This is a genomic window from Stenotrophomonas sp. TEPEL (assembly GCF_004348785.1).
Taxonomy (GTDB): Bacteria; Pseudomonadota; Gammaproteobacteria; order Xanthomonadales; family Xanthomonadaceae; genus Stenotrophomonas; species Stenotrophomonas indicatrix.
The window spans coordinates 462594-488672 of record NZ_QQXJ01000001.1; the positions used below are offsets into that span (position 1 = coordinate 462594).

At 68.0% G+C, this 26079-nt stretch carries 24 protein-coding genes; 9 read left to right on the forward strand and 15 right to left on the reverse strand.

Features of this window, described 5'->3' with window-relative positions; translation table 11 throughout:
• Positions 1–84: 84 nt before the first annotated feature.
• Entirely contained in the window at positions 85–2007 is a 1923-nt protein-coding gene (gene sppA, locus TEP_RS02100; RefSeq protein ID WP_132824011.1) for a signal peptide peptidase SppA, read from the forward strand.
• A 137-nt stretch (positions 2008–2144) separates the two neighbouring features.
• Here sppA and TEP_RS02105 read toward each other — a convergent pair whose 3' ends face one another.
• A complete protein-coding gene (locus TEP_RS02105; protein WP_025879398.1) occupies positions 2145–2348 on the reverse strand; it encodes a hypothetical protein in 204 nt (67 codons plus the stop codon).
• A 111-nt stretch (positions 2349–2459) separates the two neighbouring features.
• Here TEP_RS02105 and TEP_RS02110 point away from each other — a divergent pair, with 111 nt between their 5' ends.
• Positions 2460–3236: an SDR family oxidoreductase gene (locus TEP_RS02110; protein ID WP_132824013.1), complete on the forward strand. Its 777-nt coding sequence runs from the start codon at positions 2460–2462 to the stop codon at positions 3234–3236.
• A 47-nt stretch (positions 3237–3283) separates the two neighbouring features.
• Here the strand turns inward: TEP_RS02110 and TEP_RS02115 are convergent, their stop codons facing one another.
• The 9 genes from TEP_RS02115 to TEP_RS02155 form a co-directional block, all read right to left on the reverse strand.
• Complete coding sequence (locus tag TEP_RS02115) at positions 3284–4000, reverse strand: hypothetical protein (protein ID WP_132824014.1); 717 nt, start codon at positions 3998–4000, stop codon at positions 3284–3286.
• 267 nt (positions 4001–4267) lie between these two features.
• On the reverse strand, positions 4268–4975 hold the full coding sequence (locus TEP_RS02120; protein WP_132824015.1) for a DUF4124 domain-containing protein: 708 nt from the start codon (positions 4973–4975) through the stop codon (positions 4268–4270).
• Between the two features lie 43 nt (positions 4976–5018).
• The gene (locus tag TEP_RS02125) at positions 5019–5579 is read right to left on the reverse strand and encodes a Sua5/YciO/YrdC/YwlC family protein (protein WP_132824017.1); all 561 of its coding nucleotides are present in this window, start codon (positions 5577–5579) and stop codon (positions 5019–5021) included.
• 121 nt (positions 5580–5700) lie between these two features.
• Complete coding sequence (locus TEP_RS02130; protein ID WP_132824018.1) at positions 5701–8169, reverse strand: DNA topoisomerase I; 2469 nt, start codon at positions 8167–8169, stop codon at positions 5701–5703.
• Positions 8170–8391: 222 nt separating this feature from the next.
• Positions 8392–9321, reverse strand: coding sequence for an RDD family protein (locus TEP_RS02135; protein ID WP_132824020.1), 930 nt, complete (start codon positions 9319–9321; stop codon positions 8392–8394).
• Positions 9322–9369: 48 nt separating this feature from the next.
• Positions 9370–10101 carry a GYF domain-containing protein gene (locus tag TEP_RS02140; protein ID WP_132824021.1) on the reverse strand — a complete coding sequence of 244 codons (732 nt, stop codon included), beginning with the start codon at positions 10099–10101 and terminating at the stop codon, positions 9370–9372.
• 39 nt (positions 10102–10140) lie between these two features.
• Positions 10141–10614 (reverse strand): DUF494 family protein, encoded by a 474-nt coding sequence (locus TEP_RS02145; protein ID WP_025879062.1) that lies wholly within the window; start codon positions 10612–10614, stop codon positions 10141–10143.
• A 43-nt stretch (positions 10615–10657) separates the two neighbouring features.
• Positions 10658–11785: a DNA-processing protein DprA gene (dprA, locus tag TEP_RS02150; RefSeq protein ID WP_132824023.1), complete on the reverse strand. Its 1128-nt coding sequence runs from the start codon at positions 11783–11785 to the stop codon at positions 10658–10660.
• A 132-nt stretch (positions 11786–11917) separates the two neighbouring features.
• Entirely contained in the window at positions 11918–13045 is a 1128-nt protein-coding gene (locus TEP_RS02155) for a LysM peptidoglycan-binding domain-containing protein (protein ID WP_132824024.1), read from the reverse strand.
• A 128-nt stretch (positions 13046–13173) separates the two neighbouring features.
• Here TEP_RS02155 and def point away from each other — a divergent pair, with 128 nt between their 5' ends.
• From def to TEP_RS02180, 5 genes are all read left to right on the forward strand, one after another.
• Positions 13174–13686, forward strand: coding sequence for a peptide deformylase (gene def, locus TEP_RS02160; protein WP_025879059.1), 513 nt, complete (start codon positions 13174–13176; stop codon positions 13684–13686).
• Positions 13687–13808: 122 nt separating this feature from the next.
• Positions 13809–14732 carry a methionyl-tRNA formyltransferase gene (gene fmt / locus TEP_RS02165; protein WP_132824026.1) on the forward strand — a complete coding sequence of 308 codons (924 nt, stop codon included), beginning with the start codon at positions 13809–13811 and terminating at the stop codon, positions 14730–14732.
• Positions 14733–14735: 3 nt separating this feature from the next.
• Complete coding sequence (rsmB, locus tag TEP_RS02170; protein ID WP_132824027.1) at positions 14736–16067, forward strand: 16S rRNA (cytosine(967)-C(5))-methyltransferase RsmB; 1332 nt, start codon at positions 14736–14738, stop codon at positions 16065–16067.
• A 22-nt stretch (positions 16068–16089) separates the two neighbouring features.
• On the forward strand, positions 16090–17802 hold the full coding sequence (locus tag TEP_RS02175; RefSeq protein ID WP_132824029.1) for a glycosyltransferase family 39 protein: 1713 nt from the start codon (positions 16090–16092) through the stop codon (positions 17800–17802).
• Positions 17803–18035: 233 nt separating this feature from the next.
• Positions 18036–19211 carry an O-antigen ligase gene (locus tag TEP_RS02180; protein WP_240790734.1) on the forward strand — a complete coding sequence of 392 codons (1176 nt, stop codon included), beginning with the start codon at positions 18036–18038 and terminating at the stop codon, positions 19209–19211.
• 25 nt (positions 19212–19236) lie between these two features.
• On the opposite strand, the gene TEP_RS02185 is transcribed toward TEP_RS02180, so the two are convergent.
• Positions 19237–20043, reverse strand: a complete 807-nt coding sequence (locus TEP_RS02185) for a glycosyltransferase family 2 protein (RefSeq protein ID WP_132824030.1) — start codon at positions 20041–20043, stop codon at positions 19237–19239.
• Between TEP_RS02185 and TEP_RS02190 the strand changes: the two genes are divergently transcribed.
• Entirely contained in the window at positions 20042–21100 is a 1059-nt protein-coding gene (locus TEP_RS02190; protein WP_132826429.1) for a CDP-glycerol glycerophosphotransferase family protein, read from the forward strand. The two genes, TEP_RS02185 and TEP_RS02190, sit on opposite strands and share 2 nt — an antisense overlap.
• 137 nt (positions 21101–21237) lie before the next feature.
• On the opposite strand, the gene TEP_RS02195 is transcribed toward TEP_RS02190, so the two are convergent.
• The 4 genes from TEP_RS02195 to TEP_RS02210 form a co-directional block, all read right to left on the reverse strand.
• Positions 21238–22779: a PH domain-containing protein gene (locus TEP_RS02195; protein ID WP_132824032.1), complete on the reverse strand. Its 1542-nt coding sequence runs from the start codon at positions 22777–22779 to the stop codon at positions 21238–21240.
• The gene (locus tag TEP_RS02200) at positions 22776–23252 is read right to left on the reverse strand and encodes a PH domain-containing protein (RefSeq protein ID WP_132826430.1); all 477 of its coding nucleotides are present in this window, start codon (positions 23250–23252) and stop codon (positions 22776–22778) included. The genes TEP_RS02195 and TEP_RS02200 overlap by 4 nt, the downstream gene beginning before the upstream one ends.
• A gap of 112 nt (positions 23253–23364) precedes the next feature.
• Complete coding sequence (gene ribA, locus TEP_RS02205; RefSeq protein ID WP_105164716.1) at positions 23365–24498, reverse strand: GTP cyclohydrolase II RibA; 1134 nt, start codon at positions 24496–24498, stop codon at positions 23365–23367.
• A gap of 80 nt (positions 24499–24578) precedes the next feature.
• Positions 24579–25499, reverse strand: a complete 921-nt coding sequence (locus TEP_RS02210) for a lauroyl acyltransferase (protein ID WP_132824033.1) — start codon at positions 25497–25499, stop codon at positions 24579–24581.
• A gap of 61 nt (positions 25500–25560) precedes the next feature.
• Here TEP_RS02210 and dtd point away from each other — a divergent pair, with 61 nt between their 5' ends.
• Positions 25561–26001, forward strand: a complete 441-nt coding sequence (gene dtd / locus TEP_RS02215; RefSeq protein ID WP_032976683.1) for a D-aminoacyl-tRNA deacylase — start codon at positions 25561–25563, stop codon at positions 25999–26001.
• The last annotated feature ends 78 nt before the right edge of the window (positions 26002–26079 follow it).

Here is a 26079-nt window from a genome sequence, read left to right on the forward strand (position 1 = left end):
GCGATCCCCTGACTTGTGTCCGATGCTGCCTCACGCGGCACCGGCTATGCTGTTACCACGGCAAGAAGCCATCCGGAGTGCTCCATGAACCAACCCGTGCCGCCGCTGCCCCCGGCGAACCGCAATCCTGTCGCCAGCTTCTTCATCGGGCTGTGGGACGTGATGAATTTCACCCGCCGGTTGATCCTCAACCTGGTGTTCTTCGGCCTGTTGCTGCTGGTGCTGGTGATGTTCATCGTCGCTGCGGGCATGGGCGCTGGTGCCAGCAAGGCGCTGCAGGACCGCACCACCCTGGTGATCGCGCCGGAAGGCCGCCTGGTCGAGCAGTACAGTGCCGATCCGGTCAGCCGCGCGCTGGCCAAGGCCGTCGGTGACAACGGTGCCGAGGAAGTGCAGCTGCGCGATCTGATCCGGGTGATCGAGAGCGCGCGCGATGACAAGAAGATCGAGCGGGTGGTGCTGGAACTGGACAAGCTGCAGCCGTCCGGTTTCGCCTCGCTGCGCGAAGTGTCCGCCGCGCTGCAGGACCTGCGCGCCTCGGGCAAGCAGCTGGTGGCCTTCAGCGAGAGCATGGGGCAGTCGCAGTATCTGCTCGCCGCACAGGCCGACGAGGTCTACCTGGACCCCATGGGCTCGGTGGTGCTGGAAGGCCTGGGTCGCTACCGCCAGTATTTCCGCACCGGCCTGCAGGACAAGCTGGGCGTGGACGTGCACCTGTTCAAGGTGGGCGAGTACAAGTCGGCGGCCGAGCCGTACGTGCTCGACGCGGCGTCGCCGGCGTCCAAGGAAGCCGATCTGTTCTGGATGAACGATGTGTGGCAGCGCTACCTCGGCGATATCGCCAAGGCCCGCCGCCTGGATCCGGCACAGCTGGCGGCCGGTATCGACACCCTGCCTGAAGGCGTCGCTGCCGCCGGCGGCGACCTGGCCAAGTTCGCCCTGCAGCAGAAGCTGGTGACCGCGCTCAAGACCCGCGAGGAATTCGAGGATCTGATGATCGAGCGCGGCGTGGCTGACGAAGACGCCGACGGTGGTTTCCGCAACATCGATTTCGGCACCTACATGGCCCAGCTCGATGCGCGTCGCAACCCGGTTGATTCGCGTCCGCAGGTCGCCGTGGTGGTGGCCTCCGGTGAAATCAGTGGCGGCGATCTGCCGGCCGGCCGTATCGGCGGTGAATCGACCTCGGCGCTGCTGCGCGCTGCGCGCGACGATGGCGACGTCAAGGCTGTGGTGCTGCGTGTGGATTCGCCGGGTGGCGAGGTCTACGCCTCCGAGCAGATCCGTCGCGAAGTGGTGGCTCTGCAGGCTGCGGGCAAGCCGGTGGTGGTGTCCATGGGTGACCTCGCTGCATCGGGTGGCTACTGGATCAGCATGAACGCCGATCGCATCTATGCCGATCCGTCGACCATCACCGGTTCGATCGGCATCTTCGGCATGATCCCCAACTTCAGCCGTGCGCTGGACAAGTTCGGCGTGCACACCGACGGCGTCGGCACCACCCGCTTCGCCGGTGCCTTCGATGTCACCCGGCCGATGGACCCGGCCGTAGGCCAGGTCATCCAGTCGGTGATCAACAAGGGTTATGCCGATTTCACCGGCCGTGTTGCCGAGGCCCGCAAGAAGCCGGTCGAGGCGATTGACGAAGTGGCCCGTGGGCGTGTCTGGAGCGGTGCGCAGGCCAAGGAGCGCGGTCTGGTCGATGCCTTCGGTGGCCTGAAGGACGCCGTGGCTGACGCTGCTGGCCGGGCCAAGCTGGGCGCGACCGACAAGTACCGTGTGCGCTACATCGAGAAGGCGGCCACGCCGTTCGCGCAGTTCGTCAGCGGCTTTGCTGGCAGCCGCGCCGGCGCCTGGATGCTGGCCGATTCCGGCGTGGGCCGGATGATGCTGGCGCGCACGATGCCGGAAATCGATACGCAGCTGCGCTTTGTTGAAAATGCGGCCCGCGAGAAGGGCAACGGTGCACCGGTGAAGTCGCTGGCGTATTGCTTCTGCGGGTTCTGATGGCCCATCCACGCATGGCGTGGATCTACTGGGGATGTCCACGCATTGCGTGGATCCACCAGAAGTGTCCACGCATGGCGTGGATCTACTGAACGCACGACGCCCGGCCTTGGCCGGGCGTTGTTGCATGCGGGGTTCTACTGCGCGTCGGCCTCTGCCTTGCGCTCGCGTTCGGCGGCCTCGTCCAGGGTCTTCTGCACGGCCTTTGCGCGGTCCAGCGGTTGATTGATCGCCTTGGCCATCGCCTGCGGTTGCGGTGGTCGTTCGGGATTGGGCGGTGCAGGGCGCTGGCACCCGGCCAGCGCGACGGCCGACAGCAGGACGGGAATCAGGACGCGCATGGCAGCTCTCCACGAGGGACGTGCAGCCAGTGTCGCATCCCGGGCGGCGGACGGTCGTGAGCGCGTATCCTTGCCGCATCGAAATACAGTGGGCGCGGCCCCGGAGGACATATGACCCAGCAACGGTGGCGCCTGGATGGGCAGACGGCCCTGATCACCGGTGCCAGCGCCGGTATCGGCCTGGCGATCGCGCATGAACTGGCGGGTCTCGGCGCCGATCTGATGATCGTCGGCCGCGACCTGGACATGCTGGAGAGTGCCCGCGACGAACTGCTGGATGTGTATCCGCAGCACCAGGTGCACGCCTTGGCGGCTGATGTGTCCGACGACGACGACCGCCGGCAGATCCTGGACTGGGTCGAGGACCACGCCGACGGCCTGCACATCCTGGTCAACAACGCCGGTGGCAACATCACCAAGCCCGCCACGGAATATTCCGAAGACGAGTGGCGCGGTATTTTCGAGACCAATCTGTTCTCGGCGTTCGAGCTGTCGCGCTATGCGCATCCGTTGCTCGCGCGCCACGCTTCATCGGCCATCGTCAACGTCGGCAGCGTGTCCGGCCTGACCCATGTGCGCAGCGGCGTGGTCTATGGCATGACCAAGGCGGCGATGCATCAGATGACCCGCAACCTCGCGGTGGAGTGGGCCGAGGACGGCATCCGGGTCAATGCAGTAGCGCCGTGGTACATCCGGACCCGTCGCACTTCGGGCCCGCTGTCCGATACCGACTACTACGAGGAAGTGATCGGACGCACGCCGATGCGGCGCATCGGTGAGCCGGAGGAAGTGGCCTCGGCCGTGGGCTTCCTGTGCCTGCCGGCATCGAGCTATGTCACCGGCGAATGCATCGCGGTGGATGGCGGCTTCCTGCGATACGGGTTCTGACGGGACCGCCCGCTGCGGATGGAGGCATCCGCGGCGGCGTGGATGCTTTACTTCGGTACGGGGCAGTCGCTGGCTTCCAGCACGGCCTGCAGGCGTTCGCGTTCGCCGCGCGCTGCCGGTTGGATTTCGGGCGCAGCGAAGCGCTCGCGACCGCGTGCATCGCGCAAGCGCTGCTGCCAGCTGCCGCAGCGCTGCGCTTCTGCCACTTCAGTGCAGCGGTCCCTGACTACCTCGCAGCTGGCGGCGTTCACCGGTGTCGCTCCGCCCAGGCCCTGCACGTTCAACAGTTCGCAGCGGCCTGGTGCAGCCTCGTACTCATGCAGGTAGGACCCGCCCTGCGTGTCGATGCACTGGAAGATCGCCGGCAGCGGTGGCTTTGACGGTGTGTTGCCATCCACCGCCGTGGCGTCGCTCGACCGTGGCAGCATCGCGCTGTCGAGGATGGCGTCGCCGCCTTCGTGCTCGACCATGCGTGCTTCCATGATCGTTCGGCCCTCACGTGGCTGCGTCGCGGCAGGCTCGGCGGCGGCGTCCACGGAGGGCACCGCTGCAGGCGGCGGAGCGGGGCTGTTCTGCACCGGTACGATCGGCGCCGTCGGCGAAGGCGCCGGGACCCGCTGGATTTCCTGCCGGGTGCCGGTGGGGCAGGGGGTGCGCTGCAGCGTGGGAATATCGCTGCTGCCCATGCAGCGGTAGATCACCACGTCGTCGGCCAATGCGTTGCCAGGCAACAGGGCCATGGCCAGCCAGATCAGTCTTCTCATGCGAGCAGCCTACCGCGGTGGTCCATGCCCTGGTAGTTGCCAACCTTGGTTGGCACCCGCAGTGGCCATGCCGTGGTAGTCGCCAACCTTGTTGGCACCGCTGTTTGCCAATGCCCACCAAGGTGGGCATCTACCAAAGCGGGGGACAGCCCCCAGCGCAGGGCTCAGATGCCCCGGTAGTTGCCAACCTTGGTTGGCACCGTTGTTTGCCAGCGCCCACCAAGGTGGGCATCTACCAAAGAGGGGGTACCGCCCCCAGCGTGGGGCTCAGCCGCCGCAGTCCTGCGCCAGCCGCGCGTCGATGCCACGCTGCTCCTTGCTGATCGCGGTGCGCTCGCTCTGCAGCGCGCTGTTGTAACGCCGGTCCAGTTCCCAGCGACGATCACGCAGGCGTGCGCACACTTCCTGCGGGGGCAGGGCGTGGCAGGTATCGCGCACCAGGATGTTGCCGGCAGGCACGTTGACTCCGACGCCCACTGACGGCGGGCGATACACCGGAGGCCTGCCGCCGATGGGGGTACCGATGGTGTTGCCGCTGCCGGCCGGACGCGGCCCCGGATGCGGTCCGGGGTACGCACCGCCAGCATGACCTTGCGGGTACCAGACCGTGGTCCACAGCGGCACCCAGCGCGGATTCCCTTCGTTGTTGTCGCTGGTGTAGCGGTCGCCGTCTTCACTCACGCATTCGTACATCGGCTGTGGCGGCTGGATGTAGACATGGCGCACTTCGCGCTCGCGCATCGCTGGCGTCTGCACCGGTGCGGGCGGCGCGGTGTCGGTGCTGACCACCCGTGGCGGCGGGTCGCGCGGCCGTTGCAGGTCGCGCACCTGCTGGCGGCCGGCCGTGCAGGGCGTGTCCTGCAGCGCGACGGCGCCATTGCTGCCGACGCACCGGTAGACCCGCACGTCGTCGGCGGCAAGCGCCGGCAACGACAGCAGCAGGGCCAGAGACAGGACAGGGCGCAGCAGGGTCATGGGCGCAGCGTGCGCGATCGGCAACGCCGACGCAATCGACCTGTCAGGAGCGCAGTACGTTGCCACTGAGCGCGTCGCGGATCGGCGTGGGTTGGGCCAGGCCGCCGGTCTGCCCATCGAGGATGCCGTCGAGCAGGCGCAGCAGGCGCGGGTCCAGTTCTTCGCGGCTGCGCGCGGGCGGCTCGCCGGCAAGGTTGGCGCTGGTGGAGACCAGAGGGCCGCCCCAGGCCTGGCACAGGGCCGCGACCAGCGGATGGGCGCTGATTCGCACTGCGATGCCGCTGTGTTCGCCGGTGATCCAGTCGGGCGCGCGCGCGCCGGCGGGCAGGATCCAGGTGTTGGCGCCGGGCCAACTGGCCAGCACTGCGCGCTGGCGTGCATCGGGCAGCGCCTGCAGGCGCACCCAACCCTGCAGCTGCGACAGGTCAGCGGCCACCAGGATCATGCCTTTCTCGATCGGGCGCTGCTTCAGTCGCAGCAGCGTGTGCACCGCTGCCTCGTGCGCAGGATCGCAACCCAGGCCCCAGACCGCTTCAGTCGGGTAGGCAATCACGCCGCCACTGCGGAGCGTGGCGACTGCGGTGTCCAGTGTGAGTTCTTTCATGGCGGCGACCGGGCCCGGCGTGGGCCTTCATTATCCCCCCGCTGCGTGCAGAGCGGGTGGAGCGGTGGGCGCGGACCGTGGGTCCGCTCACCTTGGCATCTCATCCACGCATGGCGTGGATCTACTTGGCAGCCTTCTTGACGGCCTTCTTTGCCGGTGCCTTCTTGGCCACGGCCTTCTTCGCAGCCGCCTTCTTGGCAGCGGCCTTCTTCGGCGCGGCTTCCTTCTTCACTGCCGCCTTCTTTGCCGGTGCCTTCTTGGCGGCGGCCTTCTTGGCGCCGAAGCCCTTGCGCACCGGCTTGCCGGTTTCTTCCATCAACTGCTGCACTTCGGCCAGGGTCAGCGATGCCGGTTCACGATCCTTGGGGATCTTGCCGTTCATCTTGCCGTCGCTGATGTACGGGCCGAAACGACCGTTCAGCACCTGGATGTCGCTGCCCTCGAACTCCTTGATGATCCGGTTGCGCGCGATTTCTTCCTTCTCTTCGATCAGGAACACGGCGCGGGCCAGGTCGATGGTGTACGGGTCGTCTTCCTTCTTCAGCGACGCGTAGGTGCTGCCGCGCTTGGCGAACGGGCCGAAGCGGCCGATGCCGACGCTGACGTCCTCGCCGTTGTCCTCACCCAGCGCGCGCGGCATCAGGAACAGCTCCAGCGCATCTTCCAGGGAAATGGTGTGCATCGACTGGCCCGGCCGCAGCGAGGCGAACTTGGGCTTGTCCTCGGCATCCTCGGCGGTGCTGCCGATGGCCGCATACGGCCCGAACCGGCCCAGGCGCACGCTGACCGGCTTGCCGGTCTTCGGGTCGGTACCCAGTTCGCGCGCACCACTGGCCTCGGCACGGTCGACCGATTCCTTCTTGTCTTCGACCAGGTCCTTGAACGGTCCCCAGAAGCGTGACATCAGCGGAATCCACTCTTCCTCGCCACGCGAGACGGCATCGAGCTCGTCCTCCAGCTTGGCGGTGAAGTCGTAGTCGACGTACTGGGTGAAGTGGCTGGACAGGAACTTGGACACCGCACGGCCAACATCGGATGGGCGGAAGCTGCGGCCTTCCATTTCCACGTACTTGCGGAACAGCAGGGTCTGGATGATCGAGGCGTAGGTCGAAGGACGGCCGATGCCATACTCTTCCAGCGCCTTCACCAGCGCCGCTTCGGTGAAGCGCGGCGGCGGCTGTGTGAAGTGCTGGTCGGCCACGATGCGCTCCAGCGGCACGCGGTCGCCCGGCTTCATCGCCGGCAGCTTGCGGCCTTCATCGTCATCCTCGGCGCTCTTGCTGTCCTTGCCTTCCTCGTACACAGCCAGGAAGCCGGGTACGACCACCGTGGTGCCGCTGGCGCGGAACACATGTTCGCTGCCGGCCGACAGGTCCACGCTGACGGTGTTGAGCGTTGCCGGGATCATCTGGCAGGCCACTGCACGCTTCCAGATCAGTTCGTACAGCTTGCGCTCGTCGTCGGTCAGGAACCGCGCGACCTGGGCCGGGGTGCGCAGTGCCGAGGTCGGGCGCACCGCTTCGTGCGCTTCCTGGGCGTTCTTGGACTTGGTCTGGTAGGTGTTGGGCTGGTCGGGCAGCGAGGCGATGCCGTAATCACGGGCAATCACGTCGCGGATTTCGGCCAGCGCATCCTGCGACAGGTTCACCGAGTCGGTACGCATGTACGAGATCAGGCCGACCGTGCCTTCGTCGCCGCCGATGTCCACGCCTTCGTACAGCTTCTGCGCGACCTGCATGGTCTTGCGCGTGGTGAAACCGAGCTTGCGCGAGGCTTCCTGCTGCAGCGTGGAGGTGGTGAACGGCGGCGCGGGGCGGCGCTTGCGCTCCTTGCTGGCCACGTCGGTGACATGCAGGGCGCCCTGTGCGGCCTGCTGGATGCGCAGGCGGGCGGCCTCAGCGGTGTCGCCGTCGGTGACGGTGAACTGCTCGAACTTCTGCCCGTCCAGCTTGACCAGCTTGGCGTTGAAGTGCTGCGAGGGGTGCGCGCACTCGGCGGCGATCGACCAGTACTCGCGGGCGATGAAGGCTTCGATCTCTTCCTCGCGCTCGACGATCATGCGCAGCGCCGGGCTCTGCACGCGGCCTGCGGACAGGCCGCGCTGGACCTTGCGCCACAGCACCGGCGACAGGTTGAAACCGACCAGGTAGTCCAGCGCGCGGCGCGCCTGCTGGGCATCGACCAGGTCGCTGGCGATCTCGCGCGGCTGGCTGATCGCTTCCTTGATCGCGCGCGGGGTGATCTCGGTGAACACCACGCGCTGCATCGGCTTGTCCTTGACCAGCCCACGCTCTTTCAGGATCTCGGCGATATGCCAGCTGATCGCTTCACCCTCGCGATCCGGGTCGGTCGCCAGCAGGATGTCGTCGGCGCCCTTTGCGGCCTTGGCGATCGCATCGACATGCTTTTCGTTCTTCTCGATCACGTCGTAATGCATGGCGAACCCGTTGTCCGGGTCAACCGCGCCTTCCTTCGGGATCAGGTCACGCACGTGCCCATACGAGGCCAGGACCGTGTAGTCCTTGCCGAGGTATTTGTTGATCGTCTTGGCTTTGGCCGGCGATTCAACGATGAGCAGGTGCTTGGGCATGGCAGCAGGGTCTGTGGGTAAGCCGCGGGGAAGGGCCGCTAGGGTGGAGCAAACGGCCGCATTAGTGAAGCGGCCACGGGCAAATCAATAAACTGAACGCCCGGGACTGTGCCGGGCGTTCAGGTTTCACCTTATTAGAGGAATCACGCCCGACCTGCCATTGTCAAGCAGGGGGGCGTGAGGATGGCCGCCTGCGACGGCGCATTGGCCCTCGATCCGCGATCACGACGCCATGTTGGCGATGACGCCGACGGCGAAGATGATCGCGGCGAAACCGGCCAGCATCAGCAGGCCGCCCAGCACCAGGATCACGATGGTCACCGTGCCCAGCTCGCGGCGCTGCAGCTGCGGCTGGTCGGTATAGGCCCAGCGGTCGACCACCACGGTGTCGCAGATCAGGTCATGCAGGCCCTGCTTGCGCTCGGTGAAGGCGGCCATCAGGTAGCCGATGCAGAGGGTCAGGCCACTGAGGATGGTGGCGAAATAGCGGCCGATGCTGCGGCCCAGGGTCAGGCGATCGCCATTGCCGCGCACGACCTTGATGCCGATGGCCATCTTGCCGAGGGTGGCACCGCCGCGGGAGGCATGGAACCAGCCGTAGTAGGCGGCGGCGATGAACAGCCCGGCCAGGCCACTGATCAGCTGGGTGACCACTTCCACCGCTGTTTCGCCGCTGCCGGCAGCGCCCATGCCCGCGCCGAGCACGAAGCCCAGCACGCCACCGACCACGCCGCTGGGAATCAGCAGGACGAAGTAGTCGATCAGGTAGGCGGCAAAGCGCTTCCAGAAGCCGGCATAGACCACCTCGCCGCCCTGCACCGGCTGCGAATGGTCACTGCCGCCTGCGCCGGGCGCGGCGTATGGCGAGCTGCTGAGGGCGCCGGTGCCCGGCAGGGGTGCGGTGCCGTTGTCGATCGCGGCGTAGTCGTTGCGCAGGTCGAATCCACCGGCGGCGGTGGACGTGCTGGCATCGGCCAGGGTCTGCAGGCCCAGCTCTTCCACCATCTGCCGCAGCGGCGCCCACTGCCCCATGCCTTCGCGCCAGACCAGGGTGTCCAGGTTCAACTGGCCACGCTGGAAGCGCTGGCGGATCTCGGTGACCTCCAGCGGTCCCTGGCGTTGCTGTCCTTCGGCGTAGTACCACTCAGTCATTGCATGTCCCCTGTTGGGTCGTCCTTGGTGGGTTGCCCGATGCGCGGCTCAGCCGCGGCATTGCGTGGGCAGATACTTGTCGTCGCTTTCGCCGCTGCATTCCCAGCGCCCGCTGTCGCGGTCGTATTCGAGCCAGAGCAGGTCGCCATCCAAGCTCTTGCCGGGAACCGCCAGCGTCGCTTCGATGCCGCAGTGGCCATTGTTGAAGCGGCCGATATGCACGGCCGACAGGCCCTGGCCTGCGAATTCGTCCGCCGCCGGGAAGCCGGCATCGTTGGCGCCCGGGCAGCGGCCCTGGTCATCGGCGAAGTGCTGGACCTTGTCCTTCAGCGGCTGCAGCACGGTGACCGCGCCGGCGACCTTGGCCTTGATCGTGTAGTCGTTGTAGGCCGGCAGGGCGATCGCGGCCAGGATCGCCAGGATCGGCACCACCACCAGCAGGGCGACGCCGCCGATGATGGCGGTCAACGCGCAGCCGGACAGGCCCTTCTTCGCGACCGGCGCAGCGTCCATCGGCGTGGTCGCGTACGGAGAGGCGGGGGGAAGGGTGGGTGGCAGAGGGGCGGCAGGCGGCGGTGCCGCCGTGGCGGCTGCATCGACGGCGGGCACGATCAGGCCCAGTTCGTCGACCACGTTGCGCAACGGCTGCCATTGCGGCATGCCGTCGCGCCATACCAGGGTGTCCAGGGTGATCTGGTTGCTGCGGAACAGCTCGATCAACTGTTCCGAGGGCAACGGGCCTTGCTGGCGGTTGCCTTCGGCATGGAACCACTCACTCACGGGGACGCTCCTGAATGCGCACGGCCCCCAAGTGTACGGTCAGTGCAGGGGTTCTGGCTCGTCCACGAACATCTGCGTTTCCATCCAGGCGTAGGCCGCCTCGGCGCCGGGCTGGTTGAACAGCACCATCAGCACCACCCATTTCAGGTCGTCCAGGTCCAGTTCGTCCTGGTCCAGGGCCATCGCCCGGTCCAGCACCAGCTCGCGCTGGCCGGCATCAAGGATGCCGTGCTGTTCCAGGTACAGCAGGAAACCACGGCACTCGACGTCAAGCTTGTCCAGCTCCGGGCCGTGATAGATGCGCACCGGGCCATCGACCCGGGCCTGGGCCGCGCTTGGGCGTTGCGCTGCCAGGGCATCGAGCCATTCGAATGCCTTGTTGATCTCAGTGGGGCTGAAACCGGCCTGGATCAGGCCATTCTGCAGTGAGTCGCGGTCACGGATCAGGTCCGCATCTTCGCTGAAATAGTGTTCAAACAGGTACAACAGTACATCCAGGATGCTCTCTTTCATTGCCCCTCGGCCTGCGTCGCGCGACGCTGTGGAGGTGAAGAAACTAGGGACGTCGACAGTAGCGGCCGTGTACGCACACCACGATTCCCGCAAGTTCCATGGCCAGCAGCATGGAGGACACCTCCGACGCCGTCAATCCACACTGCGAGATCAGTGAATCCATACTGATTGGGTCGTGCCCCAGCGCCCGCCACAAGCGCTGGTAGTCGGCGTCGTTCGCCCAGCAGGCCGGCAGGTCCGCCGGCGCTGCCTGTTCAGTGGGGGTGGCAAGCCGGGTTTGCAAGCCAGGAAGCTGGTGCCGCAGTGCCGGGGCCAGCAGTTCCAGCACTTCTTCCGGGCGTTCGACCAGGGCAACCCCTTCACGGATGAGCCGGTGGCAGCCGGCGGCGCGCGGATTGAGCACCGAACCGGGTATCGCGCAGACCTCGCGGCCGGCTTCGGCTGCCAGCCGGGCGGTGATCAGGGCACCCGAGCGTTGTGCGGCCTCGACCACCACCGTGGCCAGGGCCAGCCCGGCCACCAGCCGGTTGCGCGCGGGGAAGTGGCCCGGCCGTGCGGGCGTGCCTGGCAGGTATTCGCTGAGCACCGCGCCGTCGGTGGCGATTGTTGCCTGCAGGCGGGCATGGCTGGTGGGATAGGCGCGGTCCGGGCCAGTGCCTATCACCGCGACGGTGCAGCCGCCCGCGTCCAGTGCCGCCTGGTGGGCGGCTGCATCGATGCCTGCCGCCAATCCACTGGTCACCGCCAGCCCGGCCTCGACGAAGCAGGTGGCGAACCGGGCGGCGAGGGCACGGCCGGCGGGGGTGGGTGAACGGCTGCCGACCAGGGCCACCGCAGGGCACCAGGCGATGGCCGGATCGCCGGCAACGAACAGCGCCAGGGGTGGGTTGGGTGCTTCGAGCAGGAGGGGCGGGAAAGCCGCATGGTTGCAGGCCAGCAGATGATGATCAGGCTGCTGCAGCCAGCGCTGCGCAAGTGCGAGGGCGCGGGTATCGGGACGCTCCAGCGCAGCGCATTGTTCCGGCGTGCAGCCGTGGGCCCGCCAGCCGGCAACGCCCAGCGCCAACGCTGCATCCGCATTGCCGGTGCTCTGCAGCAGGGCGCGCCTGGGGGCCAGGGAACCGCCGGCGATCAGCAGGCGCAGCAGCGCCTCGTGTCCATGCTCAGTCATCCCCCGACTATCGGCCTCACGCAACAAAGGCGCCCTAGGGCGCCTTCGCGTATTGCTGTCAGGGTATCCCGGAGGCTGCCGGCCAATGCGGCCAGCACTCCCTGCCCAGGCCGGGCGGGGCCCGGCGTTGACTCATTTCGCGTCCGGATGCAGCGCGCTGTAGCCCACACGCACCGGCTTCACACCCTGCATCACCAACGCATAGCTGACGTTGTCGAAGGTGCGGAAGACCATGGCATGCGCGGCGTACTCATCCGGCAGGCTGACCCGGCCGGCGCCCGTGCTGACCGCGTCGTCCATGCGCGAGGACCCCGGGAACTTCATCCGGTGCGCCACGTGGCTGCCCTGGCGCCATAGCGAGAACACGGTGCCGTTGTCCACGCCCTGGGCGCGGCCAGCCGAAACCGCGATCACATCGCGCGGGCCGCCGGCGCTGAACATGTCGGTGACCGCCAGTACACGCACATCCAGGCCTTCCACGCCGGCGGCGGGCACATGCGGGAAGAACTGCAGGTCGTACGGCGTGGCTTCCACCGGTACCAGACGGTCGCCGGCACGCACTTCACGGCCGCCGCTGGCGTTGTCCAGGACCAGGGTCGACGCTTCGGACTTGCCGCCGGCCACCTTGGTGATGGTGCCGGTGCCGACCTGTGCCAGCTCGTAACCCAGGATGCCGCGGCGGTGGTTGGGCGCGCTGAAGGCCTTCCAGAGATTGCCGCTGCCGGGGGTGACATCGCCGTTGGCGGTCAGGTCCTCGGTGGGCTTGGGCTGGGCGTAGCGCACGGTCGGGCGGACCACGGCCCAGCGCTGCCCGGCCTGGGCGTCGGCCAGGCGGACATAGGCGGTCTGCCCACCGGTGGCGCGCAGGCGGTTGTCTTCCAGACCGACCACATACGGCAGCTGTTCGATGCTGTCGACCACGCTGAGCTGCTTCAGGAACGGCTCGACCTGGGCCAGCGGCACGCCGGTCACCGGGGCTTCCTGGCGCGGGCCGGGCTGGGCCGTCACCCGGTCCAGGTAGGCCAGGCTGAGGACGTCACCAGGATAGATCAGGTGCGGATTGGCGACCTGTGGATTGGCCTGCCAGATCTCCGGCCACAGCCATGGTTTCTGCAGGAAGCGTCCTGCAATGTCCCACAGGGTGTCCCCTTTGCGGACCACATAGGTGTCCGGGTGCCCGCCATTCACTTCCACGGCGGTAGCATAGGCAGCCACGGTCAGCATCGCCGCGGCGACGACCGTACGAAAACGAAGCAACATAGGTGTGAAGCCCTGATTCCCCAACAGGTTCGCGCACTATAGTCCAGAAACCGGGGCGCAAGGCAAGCGTTGGAGCTAGAATCTGCGACGTATGCCGGCGTACCCCGGCCCCAACCCCGGAAACTGCCATGGCTTTACTCCCCATCCTTGAGTTCCCCGATCCGCGCCTGCGTACCAAGGCTGCGTTGATCGATGCCGCCGAAGTGACCACGCCGGCGTTCCAGGAGCTGCTCGACAACATGTTCGAGACCATGTACGACGCCCCGGGCATCGGCCTGGCTGCCAGCCAGGTGGACGTGCACCAGCGCTTCATGGTCATCGACGTCAGCGAAGAAAAGAACGAGCCGCGCGTCTTCATCAACCCGGAAATCGTCGCCAAGGACGGGGGCCAGGTGTATCAGGAAGGCTGCCTGTCGGTGCCTGGCATCTTCGCCGACGTGACCCGTGCCGACACCATCACCGTGAAGTTCCTCGACCGCCAGGGGCAGCCGCAGGAGTTGACCACCGACGGCCTGCTGGCGGTCTGCGTGCAGCACGAGATGGACCATCTGGACGGCAAGCTGTTCATCGATTACCTGTCGCCGCTCAAGCGCGAGATGGTCCGCAAGAAGCTGGCCAAGCAGCGCAAGCACGTGGCGTGATCGCTGCTCCGGGCCACCCTTCGGGGTGGCCCGCGCCTGCGCGTGACGCGCGGGCCGCATGGCGCCGGCCGACGGCGCCGTTTTTTTTTCCTGCACGATTTCATCCTGCAAGTGGGGTTGCCATGAGGATTGTCTTTGCCGGTACGCCGGAATTCGCGGTGTCGTCGCTGCGCGCGGCCGCGCGTCATCACGAGGTGGTGGCTGTCTATACCCAGCCCGATCGCCCTGCCGGTCGCGGCCGTGGGCTGGCACCTTCGCCGGTCAAGCTGGAAGCGGTCGCCCGTGGCATCCCCGTGTACCAGCCGGAAACGCTGAAGGACGAAGCGGCCCAGCAGCAGCTGCGTGACCTGCAGCCGGACCTGATGGTGGTGGTGGCCTATGGCCTGATCCTGCCCAGGGCGGTACTGGCCATTCCGACCCACGGTTGCTGGAACGTGCATGGTTCGCTGCTGCCGCGCTGGCGCGGCGCCGCACCAATCCAGCGCGCCATCCAGGCCGGTGACAGCAGGACCGGCATCTGCCTTATGCAGATGGAAGCCGGCCTGGATACGGGCCCGGTGCTGCTGCACCAGGAGCTGCCGATCGCCGCTACCGATACTGGTGGCCAGCTGCACGACAAGCTGGCCGAGCTCGGCGCGCAGGTGCTGTCCGATGGGCTGGGCCTGCTGCGCGCCGGCATCAAGCCGATCGCACGGCCGCAGCCTGAGCAGGGCGTGACATACGCGCACAAGCTGGACAAGGCCGAGGCGAAGCTGGATTGGGCGCAGGACGCCGAAGCGCTGGCGCGCACGGTGCGTGCGTTCAACCCGTGGCCGATTGCCGAGGCACTGCTGGCCGGTGAGCGCGTGCGCATCCATGGCGCGGTGGCGCTGGATGTGGCGCATGGCCAGGCGCCGGGTACGGTGCTGGCCGCTGGCCGCGAGGGCATCGACATCGCCTGCGGGCAGGGCGCGCTGCGCCTGCGTGTACTGCAGCGGGAAGGCGGCAAGGCCATCACTGCGGCCGACTACCTCAATGCCCGCCGTGACCTGCGCGTGGGGGTCTGACGGGTGAGCAAGGCAGACGATTTCTCCATCGCCAAGGCGGCGCCGGGTGCGGCCACCCGCATGCTGGCCGCGCGCGTGCTGGCGCAGGTGTTCACCCGCGGTCGTTCGCTCAAGGCCGAGCTGGCCTGGGCGTTGCCCAAGCTGGCCGACACCCGCGACCGCGCGCTGCTTGAAGCGTTGTGCTTTGCGGTGCTGCGCCGTCGCAGCACCTATGACGCTGCCCTGCAGGCGTGGATGCAGAAGCCGCTGTCCGCGCGCGACGCCGACCTGCGCACGCTGCTGATGGTGGGCTTCGCCCAGTTGGATGTGCTGGCCCTGCCGGCCCATGCGGCGCTGTCGGCCACGGTCGATGCTGCGCGCGCACTCGGCCGTGAACGCCAGGCTGGTCTGGTCAATGCGATCCTGCGCCGCGCCCAGCGCGAAGGTTTCCCCGAACAACCTGCACGCGACGCATTTCCGGCCTGGCTGGCCGAGGCCGTCGAGCGCGACTGGCCGGCGCAGGCCGAAGCGATCTACGCCGCCAGCCTGCAGCCGGCGCCGCTGTGGCTGCGTGCCAACCGCCAGCAGGGCGGGCGCGAGAAGATGATGGCGGCCCTGGCCGAGGCCGGCATTGCCGCCGAAGCCAGCGCACTGAGCGCCGATGCGCTGCGGCTGGCCGCGCCGGTTCCGGTGAACCAGCTGCCCGGCTTCGGCGAAGGCCTGCTGTCGGTGCAGGATCTCTCGGCGCAGTGTGCTGCCGACGCGCTGGCGCCGCCGCCAGGCAGCCGCGTGCTCGACGCATGTGCCGCCCCGGGCGGCAAGTCGGCGCACCTGCTCGAGCGAGACCCCAGCCTGCGGTTGCTGGCGCTGGATATCGATGCGCGTCGTCTGGCGCGTGCCAAGGATACGTTCGCCCGCACCGGTGTGGGCGAAGGCGCGCAGGTGCAGGTGGCCGATGCCAGCGATCCGGGCGCATGGTGGGACGGCGTTCCGTTCGACGCGATCCTGCTGGACGCACCGTGCTCGGCCACCGGCGTCATCCGCCGGCAGCCGGATGTGATGTTCCATCGGCGGGCGGAAGACATCGATGCGCTGGTCGGCATCCAGGCCCGGTTGCTGGAAGCCTGCTGGTCGATGCTGCGCCCCGGTGGTGTGCTGCTGTATGCCACCTGCTCGATCCTGCGCGCGGAAAACGTCGATCAGGTGAAGGGCTTCCTGAAATGGCACGCGGATGCGGAAGCGGTCGCGCTGGATGACGCATTTGGTCTGGATTGTGACGGTATTGCTCGCCAGCGCCTGCCCGGTGAAAACGATGCTGACGGATTTTTCTACGCGCGTCTGCTAAAAAAGGGCTGACTCAACCGCTGTCCGAGCTCCCATGCTGAAAACCCGTGCGTCACGCCAGACATGGCTGTTCATTGTGATGGCCCTGTTGGTGTTGGGTGCCGGGCTGGGACTACGCGATCCCTGGCCCTCGGACGAGCCGCGCTTCGCCCTGGTCGCCAAGCAGATGGTGGACAGCGGCGACTGGCTGTTCCCGCATCGTGGGCTGGAGCTGTACTCGGACAAGCCGCCGATGTTGATGTGGTGGCAGGCCACGCTGTACAGCGTGATCGGCAACTGGCGTGTGGCGTTCCTGCTGCCTTCGCTGATCGCTGCACTGGGCACGCTGTGGTGCGTGGTCGACCTCGGCCGGCGCCTGTGGACACGCCAGGTCGGCCTGTACGCTGGCTGGGCGCTGCTGTTCGCCCTGCAGTTCACCTTCCAGTCGAAGAAAGCGCAGATCGACCCGCTGGTGGTGTTGTTCATCACCTTGGCCAACTATGGTCTGCTGCGCCACCTGCTGCTGGGGCCTGCCTGGCGCTGGTGGTGGCTGGGCTGGTTCTTTGCCGGCATCGGGGTGATCACCAAGGGCGTGGGCGTGATCGCGCTGCTGATGATCGTGCCAGCGGTGATCGGCTCGGCGCTGCACTGGCCGCGGGTGCGGCTGCATGCGCGCGACCTGCGCTTCTGGCTGGCGCCGTTGGCGTTCGTGCTGGCCATCGCGTTGTGGCTGGTGCCGATGGTGATGACCGCGCTGGCCACCCGTTCCGGCGAATACCTGGCCTACATGGACGACATCCTGTTCCGGCAGACCGCCAAGCGCTATGCGCAATCGTGGGACCACCACCAGCCCTGGTGGTACTTCCTGGGCACCATGCCGTCGATGTGGATTCCTGCCTTCCTGGCGGTGCCGTGGGCGATCCCCGCCTGGCGGCGCCGGCTGCAGCGTCGGGATGCGCGCTATCTGTTGCTGCTGGGCTGGTGGGCGCTGATCGTGCTGTTCTTCTCGATCCCCAATGGCAAGCGCGACGTCTACATCCTGCCGGCATTGCCGATGTTCTGCCTGGCGCTGGCGCCGTTGCTGCCGGGGCTGCTGCGCCGGCGCGACGCGCAATGGCTGCTGGGTGCGTTCACCCTGGTGCTGTCGCTGGGGACGTTGGCCGCCGGGCTGTCTGCCCTGCTGGGCAAGCCCGGCTTCGAAGTGCGGCTGATGCAGACGCGGGGCATCGGCAATGGCGAAATGAACGCCCTGGCCTGGGCGGCGATGGCGATGGGCGGCTGGGGTGTGGCCAGCCTGCTGCTGTTCGGGCGCGGCCGCCGCGAGCTGGCTTTGGTCTCGACCCTCACTGCCGTGTGGGTGCTGTACAGCCTGATCGGCTATCCGCTGCTGAATGATTCAAGTTCCGCCCGCGGCCTGATGCGGCACACCGGCCAGCGTATCGGCGCCGATGCGGAGCTGGGACTGGTGGCCTGGAAAGAGCAGAACCTGTTGATGGCCGACCGCCCGGCTGCCACCTTCGGTTTCAACGAACCCTGGGATGCACAGCTGGCTGCGGCGGTGGAATGGCAACAGCTGGCGCCCCGCCGCCGCTGGTTGCTGGTCCACGAAGACGCGCTGCTGCCCTGCATCGACCGCGACCGTGCCGAGCTGGCCGGGATCGCCAACCGCCGCCGTTGGTGGCTGGTGCCGGCCGCTGCGGTACAGGGCCGCTGCGTGGCCAGCGCGGAGGAACGCGAACGTGAACGGCGGCTGCAACGTGAGGAATAACCATCCTGGCCCGTGCTTGTCCAGACTGCCCAAGCGACAGCAAAGGCAGTAAAACGTCAGCCTGGGATCGGCCGTGCCGGTGATCCCGTTCATTCCGCAGGATCGCAGCGAACTTTTTCGACGTGGCAGCTTCACAGCACAACCTGGAATCCACGATCGGCGATCCGCTGGGCGTCCCCGCAGGCGGGCGCCCGCGCGCGGCGCACTGGCTGGCGCAGATCGGCCTGTTCTGCATGCCGGCCCTGGTGCTGACGATCCCGATCAACCTGTTGCCCTACGCGCTGCTGCTGCTGGTCAGCACGGCAATGGTGCCCGGCCTGCTGTGGCAGGCCCGGCGCATGGACATGCAGCCGATCAAGGTTCTCAGCTGGCTGATGCTGGCGGTGCTGGTGATGGCCATCGTGTCGGTGGTGCTGTTCGAACAGGGCCTGCGCGATGTCGACAATCGATCCCGCTTCCTGGTCATCCCGTGGATCGCGCTGTGGGTGTGTGCGCTGCGCCCGGACATGCGCTGGCTGTGGCGCGGTGCATTGGCCGGGCTGGTGGGCACCTTCGTGCTTTCGGCGCTGCAGGTGGCCAAGGGGGCACCGCGCGCCGAACTGTTCACCAATGCGATCGTGCTTGCCGATATCGTGATGATGCTGATGGTGCTGCTGGTGTTCTGCCGGCCGTCGCGGCGCTGGTCGCTGGTGATCGTCGGCATGGCCGCCGGCTGCGGAACCATCATCCTGACCGGAAGCCGGGGCGTGTTCGCGGCGCTGCTGGCGCTGCTGGTGGTGCTGGCACTGAGCCTGCGCTGGCGTACCGGCGTGGCGCGTCTTTCAGTGCTTGCCGGCATGCTGGCCATCGCCGCGACCCTGCTGCTGTCGGTGCCCGAACTGCGCCACCAGGTGCGGTTGTCCGAACTGCAAAGCGATGTGCAGCGCATGGAGCAGGGTGACAGCGACTCTTCGGCCGGGGCACGCGTCGAGCGCCTGCAGGTGGCGTGGGAGACCTTCCTCGATCATCCGTTGACCGGGGTAGGCATCGGCCATTTCGACACGGCCATGAAGCGGGTGCCGGTCTGCCGCGAGAATCCGCAGGAAATCCGCTGCCACCTGCGCCATGCGCACAACGATCTGGCCGAGTGGGGGGCTACCCAAGGCCTGCCGGGCGTGTTGCTGCTGCTGGCCGTGTATGGCGTGCCCCTGTGGGTATTCGTGCGCCTGCACCGGCGCAGCGGGCACGCCACCTTCCGTGGCCCTGCCGCCGCCGGTGTGATGGTGGTGGTCTCCTACATCCTGTGCGGCCTGACCCAGTCGATGTTCGCGCACCAGATGACCGCCAGCTTCTACGTCACCATCGTCGGCCTGCTGACCGGCCTGTCGATCGTGGAAGGTGCGCGGCACCGGGCAGGGAACGCCGGGTAGCGCCCCGCCACGCTCGACGCCGCACTCAGGGGTTGGGCGGATCGGACACGGCCTGACCGTTGCCCAGCATCCACAGCATGATGGTCTTCTGCCGCACGTAGTTGGCGCGCACGTAGGCATACACCAGGCCATGCCAGCCGTCGCGGAAGCCGCCACGGAACAGGAAGCCGCGCCAGAACCGCCAAGCCGGGGCCAGCACCAGCTTGCCAAGGGTGGCCCGCTTGCCGCGCGCGAACTCGTGCTCGGCCATCATCCGTGCGTACTTCTCGGTCTTGGCCAGCTGCTGCTGCAGCGAGCGGTAGGGGAAGTGGATGAGGTCACCACGCAGGGTGCCGACCGTGCCATCGACACTGGCCGCCTCATGGATCTCGCGCTTGCCGCGCCAGCCGCCGTGGCGGCGGTCGAACAGGCGCAGCACCCGGTCCGGATAGGCATTGCCGTGGCGCAGGAACCTGCCGAAGTACTCCGACAGGCGGGCGAAGCGGTAACCCGCATGACCTGCAAAGCCGCCATCGCGGGCCTGCTCGATGGCCGTGCGCAGTTCCGGGCTGACGCGCTCGTCGGCGTCCAGGCACAGTACCCAGTGGTGGGTGGCCTGCTCGACGCAGAATGCCTTCTGGCTGCGGAAGCCATCGAACGGACGCTGCAGCACGCGGGCGCCGGCCGCCTCGGCGATGGCCACCGTGGCGTCGGTGGACTGCGAGTCCACCACCACGATCTCATCGCAGAAGGCCAGCGAGGCCAGGCAGTCGCCGATGCGCCCAGCCTCGTTGAACGCGATAATGCAGGCCGAGATGCGAGGCCGTTCGATGGGAGCGGTCGTGGAGGACATGATGGCCGGGTACCTGTTGTTTGCGACGGAGCGCTATGCGCTGCCTATTCTCGCCCCGTTGGTGCAGGCCTTGCACGCTTCCGGCCAGGAAGTGGCGGTCTGGTTCGAAGATGGTGCGGCTGGCAGCCAGCTGCCCGGCGTGCCCAACATCGGCCTGAAGCAGGCCCTGGCGATGCGACCGCGGGCGGTGTTCAGCGCGGCCAACTGGGTGCCGACCTTCCTGTCGGGGGCCAAGGTGCAGCTGTTCCATGGCTTCAACGTGGAAAAGCGCGACAGTGCGCGTGGCCACTTCCGGGTGCGCGGCATGTTCGATCTGTACTGCACGCAGGGTCCTGCCACCACCGCGCCGTTCCGCGAGATCGCGGCAGTGCAGGGCCATTTCGCCGTGGCCGAAACCGGCTGGCCGAAGCTGGATCCGCTGTTCCGCGACGACGGTGGCGACAGTACCGCGCTGCGCAGTGCAGCCGGCGGCCGCCCGGTGATCCTGTTCGGTTCAACCTTCACCGAACGCTTGAGTGCCGCCCCGCACCTGCATGCGCAGATCGCGGCCGACATCGCCGCCGGGCAGCACTACTGGCTGCTGACCCTGCACCCGAAGTGCCCGCCGGAACTGTTCGAACGCTACCGCGCGCTGGCCGGCGCCAATGCGCGGTTCATCGAACCGGAGCAGGTGATGGCAGCCCAGCGCGCCGCCGACGTTCTGGTGTCGGACACCTCATCGATCGTTTCGGAGTTCATCGTCCAGCACAAGCCGGTGGTGACCTTCCGCAACCGCGTGCCGAAGCCGCACATGATCGATTTCGACGATCCGCAGCAGCTGCCGGCCATGCTGGCGCGCGCGCTGCATCCCGACGCGGCGTTGCAGGCGGAAATCGTGCGTTACGCCGATGCCATCCACCCCTATCGCGATGGCCTGTCCAGCGAGCGGGTGATCGCCGCCACCGAGGATTTCCTGTCCGGTGAGATGGGCGTGCTGCGTCGCAAGCCGTTTGGCAGCTGGGTGCGCGACCTGCAGATCCGCAAGGACCTGGGTTACTGGGGCCCGTCGCAGCGTTGATGTGGGGAGTGCCGGCCAGCGGCCGGCACTACCGTTGATCCACGCCATGCGTGGATGGTGCAGTAGATCCACGCCATGCGTGGATGGTGCAGTAGACCCACGCCATGGGTGGATGGGCGGTTCAATGATCGGCCGCGCTACCAGCGCAGCTTGCGCCGTGCCAGCGCCGTCGCCAGTTCTTCCATCAAGGCATGTGCACGCGCCTGCGGCAGGTAGTGCAGTGCCAGTGCCACATCGCCATGCGCACCGGCGGTGTCCAGCTGCAGGCTGGCCGTACCCAGCAGCTTGTCCAGCGGCGAGCGCTGCAGGCGCAGGCCCTGCACTTTGTCCAGCTCGGCCCAGCGCCACCAGCGCCTCCACCAGCCGCCGCGCACCGCCACGAACTGGCCATCCAGGTGCCAGCCCATCCGCGCCATCTGCCGGTGCGCGATCAACAGGCTGACCGGCAGCCAGGCCAGCAGTGCCAGGGCCGGCAGGCCCCAGCGCCAGTACAGCGCGGCGGTCAGCAACGGCACCACCAGCAAGGTGGACAGCGACAATCGCCACCATCCGCGTTGCGGAATCGGTTGCCACTGCTGCGGCGGCCATTGCAGCTGCGGCAGCAGGTGGCGCACCAGCCCGTCGCAGGCGCTTGCGCCAGCCAGCGGTGCCAGTTCGCGCAGCGCGCGGTCGTCGTCGCGCGAGGGGCCACCGGCAGCGCTGTCGATACGCAGCTGGCGCAGCCCGAACCAACGTTGCAGGGTGCTCTCGCCCAGCGTCCATGCCTGGATGCGGCGGCGCGCGACGCTGCTGCGGGTGCGGCTGAGCAGGCCGGTGGAGACGGTCAGGCGCCGTTCGCGCTCGCTGAGGGTGAAGCCGTGGTAGCGCAGCAGCGTCAACACCACCGACAACACCCGCAGCAGCAGCCAGCCCAGCAGCAACGCGGCCGCCAACAGCACCAGCCCGCCGGTCACTCCGGCATGCAGGTGGCTGGCGTAGCCGAAGGCCTCGCGCCCGCCACGCTGGATGGCATCGTCCATCACCGGGCGCGGTACGGTCTGGAACAGGACGCCGAAGGCGGCGATCGCCAGCGCCCAGCCACGGTTGGACAGCAGGCCCATGCGCAGCACGTCCCAGCTCGACAGGCGCAGCAGTACCTGCTCCTCGTCGGCTGGCACGACACCGGCAGCCGGCACTTCGCCCGGCGTCGGCTGCGGCGCCTGCCCACGCTGGCGCACCAGTTGTTCCAGGGCCAGCGCCTGGTCCAGCCGCAGCACGCGCATCTCCGCTTCCGGGCGCACCCCGCCGGCCGACTCCAGGCGCAGTTCGGCAACCCCGAACAACCGGTGCAACGGGTTCTGCCGCACTTCCACGTTGTGGATGCGGGCGAAGGGAATCTCGCGCCGGTTGCGCGCCAGCAGACCGCTGCGCACGGTGATCGCATCGTTGCCGATGCGATAGCGGTAGCTGAGGTACTGCAGCACCGACACCAGCACCAGCGCGGCGATGGCGGTCAACGGGATCAACTGTGTCCACATCGGATCGCGGTCGCCGCGTTGGCCGAACACCAGCAACGCGACCAGCGGCAGGAAATAGTGGCGCAGCTGCATCAACAGCACGAACAGCCACGACCACGGATGCAGGCGATGCTCGTCGCCACCGCCGGACAGCGAGGGCGGCAGGGGCGGAGGCAGGCTCACAGCGCGTCGGCGTCCTGGTCGAGCTGATGGGCCAGAGTGTCACGCAGGCGCTCGGCATCGACGTCGTCCAGGCCGCTGACGGTGACTGCACTCAGGCGGGTGCCGGCGGTGTGCACGATCAGCGTGGCCAGGCCTGCACGCCGCTCCAGGGGCCCGCGACGCAGGTCCAGGTGCTGCACGCGCGAAATGGGGATGCGGGTCTCCAGCTGCCACATCAGGTCGCGGCGCAGGCCAAGGCCCTGTGCGTCCAGCCGCCAGCGGGTGCGGGTCAGGCGCCGATGGCCGATCCAGGCGCCGAAGGCGAGGCCGGCCAGCAGGCCCAGCATCGCTGCCCACAGGCCACCGGGAAGATCGAAGAACCACCAGAGGGCCGCCAGCGGTGCGCCGGGGATGAACAGTCCGCCGAAGGCGCCCTCCAGCGCCGCCAACCGGGCGGCGCGCCGCGGCAGGGGTTGCCAGTGGTCGAGGGGCATTTCGGCAGCAGCAACAGGCAAGGGCAGTTCGGTCACGCGGGCGTCCGTCGGGCAGCAGGGCGGGCAGGCGCGGTGATGGCCGCACCGCGCAGACGTTAGCAGGTCGCCCGCGTTACTGGGCGGCCTGGATCAGCGCGTCGACATCCAGCAGATGGCCGGCGCGGTCGGCCTTGGTGCGCAGGTAGTGCTCGTTCTCGGCGGTGATCTCGCCGGTGACCGGAATGCAGTCCAGCACTTCGATGCCGGCATTGCGCAGGCGCTGTGCCTTGGTCGGGTTGTTGCTGAGCAGGGCAACACGGGATACGCCCAGCCCGCGCAGCATCGCCACCGCGCTGCCATAGCGGCGCTCGTCGGCACCGAAGCCCAGCTGCGCATCGGCGTCGATGGTATCCAGGCCGTCATGCTGGTAGCCGTAAGCGCGCATCTTTGCGGCGATGCCGGTACCGCGGCCTTCCTGGTCCAGGTACAGCAGCACGCCGCCGCCCAGTTCCTTCAGTTTGCGCAGGCCGCGCCGCAGCTGGTCGCCGCAATCGCACTTGAGCGAACCGAACAGGTCGCCGGTGAGGCAGGACGAATGCACGCGCACCGGCACCACGGCCGACAGGTCCGGCTCACCGACGATGATCGCAACCTGGTCGCGCTGGGCGACGCCACCGCGGAACACCGCGAAGGTGGTCATGCCGACGTCGCGCAGCGGCACCGGCGAACGCGCCACCAGTTCGTAATCATGTGCGGCGTGCGCAGCGCCTTCGGCCAGATCGCACAGGGCGACCTCGGCCGCGCCATCGAACGTGGCGTCGTCTGCATCCAGGCGCACGGCCACCATCGCCGGCAACAGCAGGCCCAGTCGGGCCAGTTCCACCGCGCCGGCATCGAACGCATCGCCTGCGCTCCAGGCCGCGGGCATCGGTCCGGGTTCGCGCAGGTAGCCCAGCGAGGGCAGGGCATCGAAGGCAACGCCGGCCAGCGGCAGGCGCGCGCCTTCGGGGGCCTCCACGCCGAGCACGCGGGCGCGGGTGGCGGTCAGGTACAGGTAATGGCGCTCGCGCGCGGCACTGGCGAAGGCGGCGAAGCTGCTGGCAGTGGCGCTGTCCAGCGCGATCACCGCCAGGCGCTGGCCCTGGCCATCGTGGAGCAGGACCGGGCGACCGGCGCGCAGTTCGGCGACCGCGCGCTCGCAGCGGATCGCTGCCGGATCACCGAACAGGGAGGAAGCAGACATGGCAGGACCGGGGGAGGCGGACATCGGTGTCTCTATGGGGGCGCCAGCGTCGTATTCAACGTGCTGCGGCGGTGTGTCGCAGGCCGGGTGCAGTGCAGCGGCTCTCAGTGCGGATGTTCGTCGGTCGCGTACGGGTCTTCCTCGCCGCTGCCCGGTGGCCGCAGCGTATAGCGCTTGTAGGTCCACTGGTACTGCGCCGGGTCGCGGCGGGCGATGCGTTCGATGCCCGCGTTGAGCGCGGTGGCCGCCACGTGCGGGTCCGGATCGGCCACGGCCGGGTCGGTCGGCTCGATGTGCAGGGCAAATTGCATGTCCGGGCCGATGCGCTCGCACCAGCCATACAGCACGGTCGCGCCGGTGCGCTCGGCCAGGCGGTTGACCAGGGTCATGGTCAGTGCCTGCACGCCGAAGAACGGCACGAACACCCCGTCGCCGGCCTTGGGCTGCTGGTCGGGCAGGATGCCGGTGGCACCGCCGTCCTTGAGCACCTTGAACAGCTGGCGCACGGCGGGGCCTTCGGCGCGCACCTGCTGCACGTTGTCGCCGCCGCGTACGATCTGCAGGAAGGCATCGCTGGCCTCGTCCTCCGGCGGCTTGTAGACGATGGCGATCTGGCCGCGCGAGGCCAGCCACTGGTTCAGCAGCTCCCAGTTGCCGTAGTGCGGGGCCGCCACGATCACGCCCTTGCCGCTGGCCAGGGCCGCGTCGTACAGCGCCTGGCCGTGGCGCTCCTTCAGGTGCAGGCGCAGGTTGTCGGCGGGCTTCCGGCTCCACAGGCGCAGGGTCTCGATGGCCTGCAGGGCAGTGGAGCGCAGCAGTTCGCGCTGCAGGCGGTCACGCGCCGGCGCGTCCAGCTCGGGGTAGGCCAGCTCCAGGTTGCGGCGGGTGACGCGGCTCTCGCGGGCATCGAGGCGCACCCACGTCCAGGCCAGGGCGCGCGCGAACCCGCGCAGCAATGGCCAGGGCAGGCGGGCGAACAGGGTGGTGGCGCGGTAGACCAGCCGGGCTTTGCGGTGTGGATTCATCGGCCCCAGTTTAGCCAAGGGCGCTGCTATCGTGGCCGGCCCCTTGCCTGGAAGCCCGCCGATGCTCGTCCTGATTCAACGTGTCAGCCAGGCTGCCGTGCATGTGGAAGGTGAGGCGGTGGGGCAGATCGGCCCCGGCCTGCTGGCCCTGGTCGGCATGGAGCCGGGCGATACCGAGGCCCAGTTGCAGCGGATGGCCGAACGCCTGCTCGGCTACCGTGTGTTTGCAGATGAGGCCGGAAAAATGAACCGCTCGCTGCGTGATACCGGCGGCGGCCTGTTGCTGGTCAGCCAGTTCACCCTGGCCGCGGATACCCGTTCCGGCATGCGGCCGAGCTTCACCAGCGCGGCACCGCCGCAGGAGGCTGAACGCGGGTTCAATCGATTTGTCGACATCTGTCGTGAAAATCACGCGCCCGGGGTGGAAACGGGCCGCTTCGGTGCCCATATGGTCGTCAGCCTGGTCAACGACGGTCCCGTGACCTTCCTCCTCAGGCCCTAGGCCGCCGGGACCACCGCCCGGCAGGCCGGGCCCCGGGCTGGTATAATGCTACGTTCCCTATTTCCCCCCAGCCGGTGG

What these genes read in the sequence shown, in the direction of transcription:
- TEP_RS02210 (WP_132824033.1), bottom strand. Translation starts at nt 25,499, where the DNA reads ATGAATCCACACCGCAAAGCCCGGCTGGTCTACCGCGCCACCACCCTG.
- TEP_RS02155 (WP_132824024.1), bottom strand. Translation starts at nt 13,045, where the DNA reads ATGTTGCTTCGTTTTCGTACGGTCGTCGCCGCGGCGATGCTGACCGTG.
- TEP_RS02200 (WP_132826430.1), bottom strand. Translation starts at nt 23,252, where the DNA reads ATGCCCCTCGACCACTGGCAACCCCTGCCGCGGCGCGCCGCCCGGTTG.
- def (WP_025879059.1), top strand. Translation starts at nt 13,174, where the DNA reads ATGGCTTTACTCCCCATCCTTGAGTTCCCCGATCCGCGCCTGCGTACC.
- TEP_RS02185 (WP_132824030.1), bottom strand. Translation starts at nt 20,043, where the DNA reads ATGTCCTCCACGACCGCTCCCATCGAACGGCCTCGCATCTCGGCCTGC.
- fmt (WP_132824026.1), top strand. Translation starts at nt 13,809, where the DNA reads ATGAGGATTGTCTTTGCCGGTACGCCGGAATTCGCGGTGTCGTCGCTG.
- TEP_RS02180 (WP_240790734.1), top strand. Translation starts at nt 18,036, where the DNA reads ATGCCGGCCCTGGTGCTGACGATCCCGATCAACCTGTTGCCCTACGCG.
- dprA (WP_132824023.1), bottom strand. Translation starts at nt 11,785, where the DNA reads ATGACTGAGCATGGACACGAGGCGCTGCTGCGCCTGCTGATCGCCGGC.
- TEP_RS02105 (WP_025879398.1), bottom strand. Translation starts at nt 2,348, where the DNA reads ATGCGCGTCCTGATTCCCGTCCTGCTGTCGGCCGTCGCGCTGGCCGGG.
- TEP_RS02125 (WP_132824017.1), bottom strand. Translation starts at nt 5,579, where the DNA reads ATGAAAGAACTCACACTGGACACCGCAGTCGCCACGCTCCGCAGTGGC.
- TEP_RS02175 (WP_132824029.1), top strand. Translation starts at nt 16,090, where the DNA reads ATGCTGAAAACCCGTGCGTCACGCCAGACATGGCTGTTCATTGTGATG.
- sppA (WP_132824011.1), top strand. Translation starts at nt 85, where the DNA reads ATGAACCAACCCGTGCCGCCGCTGCCCCCGGCGAACCGCAATCCTGTC.
- TEP_RS02135 (WP_132824020.1), bottom strand. Translation starts at nt 9,321, where the DNA reads ATGACTGAGTGGTACTACGCCGAAGGACAGCAACGCCAGGGACCGCTG.
- TEP_RS02115 (WP_132824014.1), bottom strand. Translation starts at nt 4,000, where the DNA reads ATGAGAAGACTGATCTGGCTGGCCATGGCCCTGTTGCCTGGCAACGCA.
- TEP_RS02130 (WP_132824018.1), bottom strand. Translation starts at nt 8,169, where the DNA reads ATGCCCAAGCACCTGCTCATCGTTGAATCGCCGGCCAAAGCCAAGACG.
- ribA (WP_105164716.1), bottom strand. Translation starts at nt 24,498, where the DNA reads ATGTCCGCCTCCCCCGGTCCTGCCATGTCTGCTTCCTCCCTGTTCGGT.
- TEP_RS02110 (WP_132824013.1), top strand. Translation starts at nt 2,460, where the DNA reads ATGACCCAGCAACGGTGGCGCCTGGATGGGCAGACGGCCCTGATCACC.
- TEP_RS02190 (WP_132826429.1), top strand. Translation starts at nt 20,042, where the DNA reads ATGATGGCCGGGTACCTGTTGTTTGCGACGGAGCGCTATGCGCTGCCT.
- TEP_RS02120 (WP_132824015.1), bottom strand. Translation starts at nt 4,975, where the DNA reads ATGACCCTGCTGCGCCCTGTCCTGTCTCTGGCCCTGCTGCTGTCGTTG.
- dtd (WP_032976683.1), top strand. Translation starts at nt 25,561, where the DNA reads ATGCTCGTCCTGATTCAACGTGTCAGCCAGGCTGCCGTGCATGTGGAA.
- TEP_RS02145 (WP_025879062.1), bottom strand. Translation starts at nt 10,614, where the DNA reads ATGAAAGAGAGCATCCTGGATGTACTGTTGTACCTGTTTGAACACTAT.